This window comes from Psychrobacter jeotgali, from assembly GCF_904846315.1.
Taxonomy (GTDB): Bacteria; Pseudomonadota; Gammaproteobacteria; order Pseudomonadales; family Moraxellaceae; genus Psychrobacter; species Psychrobacter jeotgali.
Window position 1 is genome coordinate 1392836 of record NZ_CAJHAF010000001.1, and the last position, 12053, is coordinate 1404888.

Sequence of the window (12053 nt, forward strand, 5' to 3'; positions counted from 1 at the left end):
TATACCAGCAGCACGTTAATATCAACGTATCGATTTTATTCGGTACTGATTATATAACGGGTCAAAAACTATTAGGGTTAGCCCTTTTACCATAAACTTAATTAAGGACTGTCATGACGATTTCTCAACAACCGACATTCGATACTTTCAAGGGTTTATTTAACGAGGCGGAGTTTGTCTATCGCCATTTAGGCTCTAATGATAGCAAACAAGCCGAACTGCTAAGCTCAATCGGTTACAGTGATATGGACAGCTTTATCGATGATACCGTCCCTGAGCCAGTGCGTTTGCATAAAGATTTGGATCTGCCATTAGCGATGAGTGAGCACGCCGCCCTTGCCAAACTGCGTACTATGGCCGATAAAATCACGGTTAACAAAAGCTATATCGGTCAAGGCTATTCGCCAGTGCGCATGCCTGCTGTCATTCAGCGTAATGTGCTGGAAAACCCAGGTTGGTACACTGCCTACACCCCTTATCAGGCTGAAATTGCCCAAGGCCGCCTAGAGGCGCTGCTTAACTTTCAACAAGTGTGTATTGACCTGACCGGTCTTGAGCTGGCTGGTGCTTCCCTACTTGACGAGGCGACTGCGGCGGCTGAAGCTATGGCAATGTCAAAGCGAGTAAGCAAAAGTAAATCCGATAAATATTTCGTTGATGAGCGCATTTATCCGCAAACGCTAGACGTTATCCGTACTCGCGCCAAATACTTTGGTTGGGAAGTCGTCGTTGGTGATTTTGAACTGGCAAAATCGGGGGATTACTTTGGCGCTATATTTCAATACGTTGGTAAAGAAGGCGATGTCAAAGATTTAACCGAGGTCATCAGCGCCGTTAAAGAAAACAAGACTTATACCTCTGTGGTCAGCGATATTATGAGCTTGGTACTATTAAAATCGCCCGCTGAGATGGGCGCTGATATCGCTTTAGGTAGCACCCAGCGCTTCGGTATTCCTATGGGCTTTGGTGGCCCGCATGCCGCCTACTTTGCTTTTTCAGATAAAGCCAAACGCTCAGCACCGGGGCGTATCATTGGCGTATCAAAAGATGCGCAAGACAATGTGGCACTGCGTATGGCGCTACAGACTCGTGAGCAGCATATTCGCCGCGAAAAAGCCAACTCCAACATCTGTACTTCACAGGTATTATTAGCCAATTTAGCCGGCATGTATGCTGTTTATCACGGCCCCACTGGCGTCAAGCGTATTGCTACCCGTATTCATGCCTTTGCTACCGCCTTTGCCGATATTATCAACAACAGTAGCGATAGCAACGATAGTTTAAGTGTGGTACATGAGCAGTTTTTCGATACGGTAGTGATTGATTGCGGTTCAGAGAAAATGGCGACCCAAATCTTTGAAAACGCTGATAATGTAGGCTACAACTTATGGCGCATTAATGAGACTAAGCTGGCGGTTGCCTTTAGTGAAACTAGCGATGAAGAGGATTTTAAGGTCTTGACTCAGCTGTTTGTGAGTAAGTCGCATAGTCTACCTGAAACAGCGACGGTATCGCTTGATGACGCGCACCTGCGTAAAGATGATATCTTGACCCATCCGGTCTTTAACTCGCACCATACTGAGCATGAAATGCTGCGTTATCTAAAGTCGCTCGAAGATAAAGACTTGGCAATGAACCGCAGTATGATATCGCTAGGTAGCTGTACCATGAAGCTTAACGCCACTAGCGAGATGCTGCCTATCACTTGGCCTGAATTTGCTAACATCCATCCTTTTGCTCCGCGCGATCAAGTGGGCGGTTATATTGAGATGATTGCGAGCTTACAAGATCAGCTTAAAGCCATTACCGGTTTTGATGAGATCTCTATGCAGCCAAACTCTGGCGCCTCTGGTGAATATGCTGGTCTGTTGGCCATTCGCCGCTACCACGAGTCTTTGGGTGAGACCAATCGCGATGTCTGCCTGATTCCTATGTCAGCACATGGTACTAACCCCGCTACCGCTATGATGATGGGTATGCAAGTGGTGGTGGTCAAAACGGATGGTAACGGTAACGTTGATATTGATGACTTAACTGCTAAATGCGAGGAGCATAGCGAGCGTTTGGGCGCACTAATGATTACTTACCCTTCAACTCATGGCGTTTTTGAAGAAGGTATCCGTCATATCTGTGATTTGATCCATAAACACGGCGGTCAAGTGTATATGGACGGCGCTAATATGAACGCCCAAGTAGGTGTCATGCAGCCTGCTGACGTGGGCGCTGATGTGCTACACATGAACTTGCATAAAACCTTCTGTATTCCGCACGGCGGCGGTGGACCGGGTATGGGACCTATCGGTATGCAAGCGCATCTAGCGCCCTTTATCGCCAACCATACGATCAGCCCAGTGTTTAATGCCCAAAACGACTATTCAGCTGTATCAGCCGCGCCTTATGGTTCAGCAAGCATTTTACCGATATCGTGGATGTATATTGCGATGATGGGCCGTGATGGCTTGCTCAAAGCAACCGAGCTGGCGTTATTAAATGCCAACTATGTCGCCGATCAGCTCAAAGACGACTATCCTGTCCTTTATGCGGGCAAGAACGGCCGGGTGGCGCACGAATGTATTATAGATATTCGTCCGCTAAAAGAAGAGACCGGCATTACTGAGAGCGATATTGCCAAGCGCCTAATGGATTATGGTTTCCACGCGCCGACGATGAGCTTCCCGGTAGCGGGAACTTTGATGATTGAGCCCACTGAGTCTGAATCTAAAGAAGAGATTGATCGCTTTATCAGTGCGCTTAAAGCTATCAAAGCTGAAGCTATGAAAGCCAAAGCCGAGGAAGATGGCTGGACACTAGAAAATAACCCGCTAAAGAATGCCCCGCATACGGCGGCAGTGATTACCAGTAGCGAATGGGATTATCCATATAGCCGTGATATTGCTGCCTTCCCGCTGCCTTATATCCGTAACAACAAGTTCTGGCCAAGTGTGGGACGGGTTGACGATGTCTATGGGGATAAGAATTTGATGTGCTCATGCCCAAGCATTGAGAACTATATGTAGAATGATTGGTAAAATCTAAAACGTATTTAAATTATAAATTAGCCTTCAAATCACTGGTTTGAAGGCTTTTTCATAAGCCCTTATTCAGCACAATATTCATAAGTTGTTATAATATGACATGATAAAGCCAACTTAGCTTATCATTAATAAATGTCATCGTAATGGAATAACATATTGTGGTTCTCTCTTCTTTGCTGTCTAATTCTTCTTTTCTTAGTAACGACAATTCCTCTAGCAGTTATGATCCCTCAAAACCTTTTGTGGTTCTAATCCATGGCTTGCACCAAAGTGCCCGCACCATGAGCCCTTTGGCGGCTCAACTTCAAAGTAAAGGCTTCTCTACTTATCAGCATGATTACGACAGCCTAGGTGAAACCCTCGATCAGCATAGCGACAACTTACATACTTGGCTTGTAGACCACCGCGATCCCAAGGTGCCTATTAATTTTGTCGGGCACAGCTTAGGCGGTCTGGTAGTCAGGAATTTTATTACCCGCTATCCTCAGTGGAACATTGGACGCTGCGTAACGCTTGGCACCCCGCATACCGGCAGTATCAAGGCGAAATATATAAAAGACTTAATACCACCCCTTATAGGTAAGTCGTACGAGCAATCTTTGGATGGTAATATAGCGCCGCTAGAAGAAGACATTTGTATGGGGGTTATTGCCGGTGATGCGCCTGATAATTTTAGTCAAATTGTATTGATATATCATGAGCATCAGGCTAAATTAGCCGTAGATGAGCGCGCGCATGATGGGGCAGTTTTTGTCTATGAGACTTTGCTGCCCAATGCCGCCGACCATATTATTCTACCGGTTTCGCACATGGAGATGCTGATAGATGATGAGGTCGCTCAGCAAACGGCTTACTTTATACGTCATGGCAAGTTTGATAGGTAGCTTTTAAAATCATTGAAATTACACTGGATGCTAAGTAACAATATTAAGTACTGTGAATCGCTCATTAATAAACCAATTATCGTTAACGGCTTTGGATAATACTATGCACAAAAAGAATCGGGTAATTCTTATTCACGGCCTACATCAAGCGCCGTTTATCATGAGCCTGATGGCAAAGCGCCTGCAGGCACAAGGATTTGCTACCCATCAGTATGGTTACCGCAGTATGCGCGATGGCATTAAAACCAATAGCGCACGTCTAAATAGTTGGCTTGAGAACAATCATAATCCTGATCAGCCTCTATATCTCGTTGCTCATAGCTTGGGTGGTTTGATTATTCGTGATTTTGTGCATAGCTATCCACACTGGCAGATTGGGCGCTGCGTGACGCTTGGTACGCCGCATGCTGGAAGTGTCTGCGCTGATTATATTTGGCAACTTATGCCAGCAGTCGTAGGCAAGTCTTACGAGCAAGCTTTGGATGGAACCGTTGCGCCTTTGCCTGAACATATAGAGCTTGGCGTAATCGCTGGCAATAAACCTAAGGGGTTGGGACAACCCTTTTTATCCTATCATAACCATAAACTAAAAAAATCAGCTGAGGAATTAACAGCAGAACAACTCGCCCATGATGGTACAGTTTATGTGTCAGAAACCCAGCTTGAAGAAGCTAGCGATCATATTATTATGCCTGTCACCCATACTGGCATGCTGGTCAATAAAAACGTAGCTGCACAAACCGCGCATTTCTTAAAGCATGGAGCATTTCAGCGTTAGAGTATTAGGTCTCAAGCAAAAAACCACGCCTTATCCTTTAGCGTTTACCAGACCCATGCCTTGCTGCAACTCCTCTTTATGAGCTTCAATCACCGGCATTAAAGTTTGCGTCACCCATTCATAACGCCAGCCCTTTAAGCCTTCAGGTAAGTCCGCCAAATCCTTATCTAGCGCAATAACCTCATACAATTGACCCAGCCATTTTTTACGCATGAGGACGTTGGCCGGTACGCCAAGATGCTCAGCTTGCTCCTTTAGCGCTTGCTGTACCGCTTTTGATAATGCTTTATTTTTGGAGCGATAAGGCGGCACCAAACAAGCCGGGTGCTCAGCAAAGGCCATATCTTTTGCCTCTTTGATTACTTTAAGTAGCTCTTCGCCATAAAGCCGTAGCGTACTGCGGTGCATACTGGTCTTATGCGCAAGCTCACGCATGTTTTTGGGATTTTCAGTAATCACCTCGCGAACAGCTTGTTTTTTGATTATAAAAGTCCGCGGCTGGTTGGTCGCCCGTGCCAGCTCTTCTCGCCAAGTCGCCACCGCTTGCAAAACCGCCATTTGCTGGGAGTTATAACGATAATCCGCCATAGTCAGATACATAGCATCGTCTTCAATGTGCTGCGCTTCATATAACTCACTGGCATACAGCTGACAATCTTCCCACACATAATCATATAAGCCTTGCTGTTTTAGCTCATATTCTAAGCTTAGATATAACGCTGGCAAAAAGCGCACATCGTCAATCGCATACTGCTCTTGCTCATCCGATAGCGGTCTTTGTAGCCAATCAGACTGACTTTGCTCTTTATCAATATGCATATCTAGCTGATCATCAAGCGCTTGCTGATAACCCATTTGCAATTGCCCAGTCAGATAAGACAAAGCAATCTGAGTATCAAAGATATTGGTCAATGGCGGACAGCCAGATAGCAGATAAAATATCCCTAAATCCTCACCACAAGCATGCCAAATAGCAATATCTACCTCAGTAAGCGCCCGCCAAAAATCGGCTAATTGCAGCTTAGGCGCATCTAGTAGATAAATATGATCGCCAATGTTGAGCTGAACCAAAGCTAGGCGCGGATAATAAGTATCGCGCTTAATAAATTCAGTATCCAAAGCCACGCGCCCGCAACTCTCCAGCGCCTCAATGACTTCATCCAGCTGATATTGCTCTTTGATCCAAGTCACTGGCACTTCATCGGCGATATCTAATAGCGCATCAATATCAGGCTCATTAGGAATGCCGGATAAAGGTTGCGCTGGTAAGGTGGATTCGGACGAAAAGTCATCGTCAGCAATTGAAGCGTTATCTTGAAACATAGTAGCGGAGGAAGGGTTTGACACGGGCAGATACCTGCTTAAATAAAATGAATAGATTAAAGAATTTAAATACTATAAGATTAAAATACTATAAGAAAGAGCGGTTTTGTAGCGCCTGCCCCAAGGTCATACTATCGAGATATTCAAGCTCACCGCCCATAGGTACGCCTTGAGCTAAACGAGTGACCTTTTTGACATGGCGGCTTACCGCTTCACTAATAAAGTGTGCGGTTGTCTGACCCTCAACGGTAGTCCCGGTTGCTAGTATTAATTCTTCGACCGGCTCTTGTTTGACTCGCCATACCAGCTGATCAATATTCAAATCATCAGCATTGATACCATCAATCGGTGATAAGTGACCACCTAAGACAAAATAACGTCCACGGTAACCGGCGGTCTGTTCAATCGCCATCACATCAGCGGCGGTTTCAACCACACATAACAGGCTATCATCCCGCCTCGGGTCTTGGCACAGTGGACAGATATTATCATCACTAAAGCTATGACAGCGCTGACACTCAACGATATCACGCATAGCTTCATCGAGCGCTTGCGCGAGCGCCATACCTTGAGGACGTTTTTTAGTTAGTAGATGCAGCGCCATACGCTGGGCACTCTTTTGTCCCACACCCGGTAGCACCCGTAGTTGTTTAACCAGCTGATCAAATTTGGCAGTAAGCAAATGATTATCCTTTATTCATATAGCAAAAGCGTAGCTATAAAAATGGGGTCGTATCCTATAGATAACAACCCCTTTTTACGGTAAAAACCAGTATTTAGCGCAGAGTCATCGGCTTAAAACAGACCTTGCATACCTGGTGGTAAACCCATGCCTGAGGTCGCGCCAGCCATAGTTTCTTCATACAATTCATCGGCTTGACGAACCGCATCATTGATAGCGGCAGCGATTAAGTCTTCAATCATATCCGGCTCGTCCTCTAAAAGACTAGGATCAATACTGAGACGCTTGACCACGTGACGACCGGTCATGGTCACTTTAACCAGACCACTACCCGCTTCAGCTTGTACTTCTTTGTTAGCCAGCTCTTTTTTTGCCGTTTCAACATTAGCTTCAACCTTCTTTTGCATGGTTTGGGCTTGTTGCATTAATGCTTGAATATTCATAATTGCCTCTTTATTGCATGATGATAAATGTAAGGTGGTAATGATAAAAAGTGATAATGATAAATGGGTAGTAATAAGCGCTTGATAATAAAAACACTATGTTAACAGCCAATTATACCGTTAATGCTACAAACTGTCTAAACCACGTGCCAAATCTTTAATAATATCCTCTGCATCCTCAAGCCCTACTGACAAGCGAAGCAGACCATCATTGACTCCGGCTTCAGCACGGGCTTCAGGAGTCAGACGGAAATGCGTAGTAGTTGCCGGATGGGTAATAGTAGTTTTGGCATCACCCAAATTATTAGTGATAGAAATCATTCGGGTCGCATCAATAACTTGCCAAGCAGCGGCTTTAGCATCAAGGTTAGCGCTTGCTTTTACCTCAAAACCCATAATAGCGCCATAACCATTGGGCATGTGATGCTGACGAGTGGCTAGCTTATGTGAAGGATGATCAGGCAGACCTGAGAAATGCACTTTGCTCACATTGGGATGCGTCGCTAAGAATTGTACCACTTCGTTAGCATTTTGACAGTGCGCTTGCATACGCAGCTTGAGGGTTTCAAGCCCTTTGGTAAATACCCAAGCATTGAACGGGCTCATACTGATTCCACCTGAGCGTACGACTGTAAAGGCATCTTGCATGAGCTTATCACTGCCAACCAGTGCGCCACCAAGCACGCGTCCTTGACCATCTAAGTACTTGGTCGCAGAGTGAATGACCACATCCGCACCCAAATCAAGCGGACGCTGGATAGCAGGCGAAGCAAAGCAATTATCCACAACCAATAAAATATCGTTGGCCTTACACAGCTCGCTTAAAAACCCAATATCACAAATCTGCGCCAAAGGATTACTGGGGCTTTCGCAATAAATTACTTTAGTATTCGCTTGCACTGCATTTGCCCAAGCTTCATTATCAAAGCAATCAACGTAGCTGACCTCAACACCAAACTTGGCGATATAGTTATTAAATAGGCCCATAGATGAGCCAAATAATTGATTGGCAGCGAGCAGATGATCACCTGATTTGAGATAGGCCAAACACATGGTCAAAATAGCGCCCATACCTGAGGCGGTCGCTACGGCACGCTCGCCATTTTCAAGCGCAGCGAGGCGGCGCTCAAAGGTACGTACCGTTGGATTGGTATGGCGTGAGTAGACATTTCCGGTCTTACTACCATTAAAATGCGCGGCGGCATCGCTCGCTGACTCATAAACATAAGAGCTGGTGGTATAGATAGGTTCTGAATGCTCACCCTCATCACTACGGTGCTGTCCTGCACGGACGGCAATGGTTTGCATTCCATAATCTAAACTCAAATCTAAAGCGTCAGAGCGCCAATTTAAATCTAGACCATTATCATCTTGCGGTTGTGATTGACTCATAAATCTTCCATTATTTTCATTGCTTTAAAACATGCTAAAGGCGCAAGCGGGTATTTTAAGTGGTTTTAGTAGCTATTGTCTTTAGATATTGTTAAATTTAAATGCGGTTATTTTCTATACTACCCTATGCAGCTAACTTTACCGCTAATTCATAATAATAGTCAGTGATATCAACCGCTTTAAAACTAGAGCATCTGCTAGAGCTGGCTATAAAAACTGGCACGATATCATAACATGCCATTTATTGATTTATAAATGTATCTTTCACGCAGCCTACGCAAGCCATACCTATATTAGACATACTTATGCTAAAATCGTCTGCTGATAATTATTATTAACAATCCTTTACTTAGACTTTTAAATCGTTGGACACACTAAGGTAAATCCAGTTATGTCAATGTTAAATATAGAGCCAAACCAGATAGCATTGAGCCTTACGCTTGGGCTAACTTTAGGTCTAAGTGGCTGTCAGAACCTCCCTAAACAGCCCCATTTAGCTGACAGTCAGAATTTATCAGCGCGGATTAATGCGCTTTATCAACAAAACCCTAACCCTGAAAACACTGTTGCCGATGCTAATAATGATGCGGAAGAAAACACTGGACTCCTAAACCCTAGTAATACAAACCGCAGCAACAAAAATCTAGTAGCCGCTATTAGCGAACAAAACGATATTCATCCAGAATTATCAGGCTACCACCCTATTGTTACTGGCGCCAACGCTTTTGCTTCCCGCAGTATCTTAACCGGTATGGCTGCACGTAATATCGATGTGCAGTATTATATTTGGCATAACGATCAAGCAGGACAGTTGATGCTAAAGGATTTGTGGGAGGCGGCGGAGCGCGGAATTATTGTACGCTTATTGCTCGATGATTTTAATAATAGTGCAGAATTCGATCAGCATCTACTGCGTTTTTCGAGTCATCCCAATATTGCAGTGCGCATTATGAATCCCTTGATGCATCGCAAGCTCCAAGCATTGAACTATGTCACTGGCTTACCTCGAATCAATCGACGTATGCATAATAAAAGCATGATTTTTGATAAGCAAATCACCATCATCGGTGGCCGCAATATCGGTAACGAGTATTTAAGTAATGACCAAAATAGCCAATTCGCTGACCTTGACGTTCTGTTAATCGGCAAGGTCGTCGCTGATATTGATAATAGCTTTAATAGCTACTGGTCTTCACCACTATCATTCGATATCGAGACTTTAGCTACTCCCGATAAAAATGCGACAAAGGATTTTTTGGTAGGTCTAGATAAATTAGAGGAAGAAGAAAAGAGCAACTCTAGCAGTAGCTTAGCCGTTTATAAAAACGCTATTGAAGACTCCACCATTGATGAGGACTTAATCAACAAACAAGTGCCTTTTCGCTGGACCAATATGCAGTTCTTGAGCGATGATGTAGGCAAGCTAACTAAGAGTGTGCCCAGCGATACCAACTTAGTTCAGCAATTGCGCACCTTACTGGGTAGTCCTTCTGAGAAGCTGACTATTATCTCCTCTTATTTTGTTCCCACAAGAGACGGTGTTGACACCTTAGTGCGTCTGGCAGACTCTGGTATAGATATCAAAATTCTAACCAACTCATTTGACGCCACTGACGTTACCGCTGTGCATTCAGGCTATAGCCAATGGCGTCCTAAATTATTGCGATCAGGTATAAAAATCTATGAGCTAAAATCAACTGCTAGTGAAGAGAAGCGTGAAAACAAACTGTGGCGTGCCCGCAGTCAGTCTTCAACTAGCTTGCATGCTAAGACCTTTGCTGTTGATGACCACCAAGTATTTATCGGTTCTTACAACGTTGACCCCCGCTCTGCTAATATCAATACTGAAATGGGGGTCATTATCAGCGATGATGAGCTGGCTCAACAATTACATGAAGCGCTTAGCGATGATCTATTGAATCAAGCTTATGAGGTAAAGCTATCAGATAACAATAAACTGCAGTGGCATACGATTGAAAACGGCGAGACTATCATTTATGACTCAGAGCCGCGCGTTGACTTTACAGATCATATCTGGTTGAAAATTATGTCGTGGCTGCCTATCGATTGGTTACTGTAGTCAAAACCGTAAAAAAACATTCGTTTTGCAATAATTGATTATTTTTATTATGTATGGTTGCTGCTATAGCAACCATTTTCATACGACCTTAACTTGTAAAAATGTGACCTACTATGCCCTCTCGTCCTCAATATGCAATGATGTCACCTAAAGACAGAAACATGCTGCTATTCGTCTGTTTCACCAGTGCTGTCGCTTTTTTTGATTTTTTGATTTACTTATATATGGCGGATTCTATTTCATCAGCTTTCTTTCCGGTCGATATAGATAGTCGTGTCAATCGTTTGCGCGGCCTAGGACTATTTGCTATTGGTTATCTTGCTCGACCCATCGGCGGCATCGTTTTAGGTCGTTATGGTGATATTAAAGGTCGTAAACCCGTATTACTACTAAGTATTTTAATTACCGCTTTTAGTATGTTAGCAATGGCATTCTTGCCTTCATACTTGCAATGGGGACTTGCGGCACCGATTTTGTTTATTCTACTGCGTATGATTCAAGGGATGGCCTTTGGCGTTTACGTACCGCTTGCTTGGACTTTCATTTCAGAACATCTACCGCGGCAATATCTGACCTTGGGTTGTAGCTATGTGACCGCTAGTTTCTTTGTAGGGGTATTATTTTCTAATACTTTTTTTGTTTGGCTTAATTCAGCCATGACTCCCGAACAACTTATAGACTATGGTTGGCGGGTACCTTTTGTAGTAGGTGCGGTACTCAGTTTTTTACCATTAATAGTTTGGCGTTTTATTCGTGAGTCGCCTTTTTTCATTTTCATGCAGCAATCTAAGCCAAACACTCAACTGAATAAACCATTATCGCTACTGTTTAAACATTGCAAACACGCTATTTTTATAGGGCTAATTCTGGCTTTTATTATTGCTAGCATCACTACCGTTATCGCTTTATTGTTGCCTAGTCTGGTTGAGTTAAGCTTTAGCGTAGATAGTGATTTATTCGGATTCTCTCACAGCTTAGGTATTATTTTTATGATTTTTGGCTGTATTTTTTACGGCTTCTTATCTAATTATAAAAACTTTGGGAAGATTCTGGTGATTGGCTCTCTTCTACTAATTGCACAGATGTTTGCCTTTTACTATCACTTGCGGGCAGGCGGCGACTATATTCTAATTATGTATGCCTTATTGGGATTTTTTGCAGGAATTGTCGGTATGGTACCCGCTATTTTTGTGGTGCTGTTCCCCATCAATGTTCGTCTGACCGGTATAGCATTATCATATAATACTATGTATGCCATTGTTGGCGGCGTACTGCCGTTTGCTTTAGCGTATCTCACTGTATTTATTAGCTTTTCACCAGCATTATATATTGCCTTTATCGGTTTGATGGGGGTGATGATTGGGTTGTATTTTTATCATTTGCCTGAATTTAGAGAGGTTGATGAGATTGTTTAACGCTAACCTTATTTTACTTAG

Annotated in this window: 9 protein-coding genes; 5 read left to right on the forward strand and 4 right to left on the reverse strand. The window is 43.8% G+C overall.

Translation table 11 applies throughout. From position 1 onward, the window contains the following. Positions 1 to 113: 113 nt before the first annotated feature. The 3 genes from gcvP (at position 114) to JMX18_RS05535 (ending at position 4697) form a co-directional block, all read left to right on the forward strand. Positions 114 to 3017, forward strand: coding sequence for an aminomethyl-transferring glycine dehydrogenase (gene gcvP / locus JMX18_RS05525; protein WP_201585459.1), 2904 nt, complete (start codon positions 114 to 116; stop codon positions 3015 to 3017). 176 nt (positions 3018 to 3193) lie between these two features. Further along, positions 3194 to 3919 (forward strand): esterase/lipase family protein, encoded by a 726-nt coding sequence (locus JMX18_RS05530; protein ID WP_227674571.1) that lies wholly within the window; start codon positions 3194 to 3196, stop codon positions 3917 to 3919. A gap of 103 nt (positions 3920 to 4022) precedes the next feature. Then, the gene (locus JMX18_RS05535; RefSeq protein WP_201585460.1) at positions 4023 to 4697 is read left to right on the forward strand and encodes an esterase/lipase family protein; all 675 of its coding nucleotides are present in this window, start codon (positions 4023 to 4025) and stop codon (positions 4695 to 4697) included. A 30-nt stretch (positions 4698 to 4727) separates the two neighbouring features. Here JMX18_RS05535 and JMX18_RS05540 read toward each other — a convergent pair whose 3' ends face one another. From JMX18_RS05540 to JMX18_RS05555, 4 genes are all read right to left on the reverse strand, one after another. Then, positions 4728 to 6044: a ribonuclease D gene (locus tag JMX18_RS05540; RefSeq protein WP_320158319.1), complete on the reverse strand. Its 1317-nt coding sequence runs from the start codon at positions 6042 to 6044 to the stop codon at positions 4728 to 4730. A 64-nt stretch (positions 6045 to 6108) separates the two neighbouring features. Further along, positions 6109 to 6702: a recombination mediator RecR gene (gene recR / locus JMX18_RS05545; RefSeq protein WP_201585463.1), complete on the reverse strand. Its 594-nt coding sequence runs from the start codon at positions 6700 to 6702 to the stop codon at positions 6109 to 6111. A 113-nt stretch (positions 6703 to 6815) separates the two neighbouring features. Beyond that, positions 6816 to 7145, reverse strand: coding sequence for a YbaB/EbfC family nucleoid-associated protein (locus JMX18_RS05550; RefSeq protein WP_201585465.1), 330 nt, complete (start codon positions 7143 to 7145; stop codon positions 6816 to 6818). A 126-nt stretch (positions 7146 to 7271) separates the two neighbouring features. Beyond that, on the reverse strand, positions 7272 to 8537 hold the full coding sequence (locus JMX18_RS05555) for an O-succinylhomoserine sulfhydrylase (RefSeq protein ID WP_201585473.1): 1266 nt from the start codon (positions 8535 to 8537) through the stop codon (positions 7272 to 7274). A gap of 391 nt (positions 8538 to 8928) precedes the next feature. On the opposite strand from JMX18_RS05555, the gene JMX18_RS05560 reads away from it, so the two are divergent. Together JMX18_RS05560 and JMX18_RS05565 are read left to right on the forward strand one after the other, a co-directional pair. After that, a complete protein-coding gene (locus tag JMX18_RS05560; protein WP_201585475.1) occupies positions 8929 to 10617 on the forward strand; it encodes a phospholipase D family protein in 1689 nt (562 codons plus the stop codon). Positions 10618 to 10730: 113 nt separating this feature from the next. Next, positions 10731 to 12032, forward strand: coding sequence for an MFS transporter (locus JMX18_RS05565; RefSeq protein ID WP_201585476.1), 1302 nt, complete (start codon positions 10731 to 10733; stop codon positions 12030 to 12032). Positions 12033 to 12053 lie beyond the last annotated feature (21 nt).

Coding starts and splice junctions, on each gene's coding strand:
- gcvP (WP_201585459.1), top strand. CDS start 114: ATGACGATTTCTCAACAACCGACATTCGATACTTTCAAGGGTTTATTT.
- JMX18_RS05535 (WP_201585460.1), top strand. CDS start 4,023: ATGCACAAAAAGAATCGGGTAATTCTTATTCACGGCCTACATCAAGCG.
- JMX18_RS05550 (WP_201585465.1), bottom strand. CDS start 7,145: ATGAATATTCAAGCATTAATGCAACAAGCCCAAACCATGCAAAAGAAG.
- JMX18_RS05555 (WP_201585473.1), bottom strand. CDS start 8,537: ATGAGTCAATCACAACCGCAAGATGATAATGGTCTAGATTTAAATTGG.
- JMX18_RS05560 (WP_201585475.1), top strand. CDS start 8,929: ATGTCAATGTTAAATATAGAGCCAAACCAGATAGCATTGAGCCTTACG.
- JMX18_RS05565 (WP_201585476.1), top strand. CDS start 10,731: ATGCCCTCTCGTCCTCAATATGCAATGATGTCACCTAAAGACAGAAAC.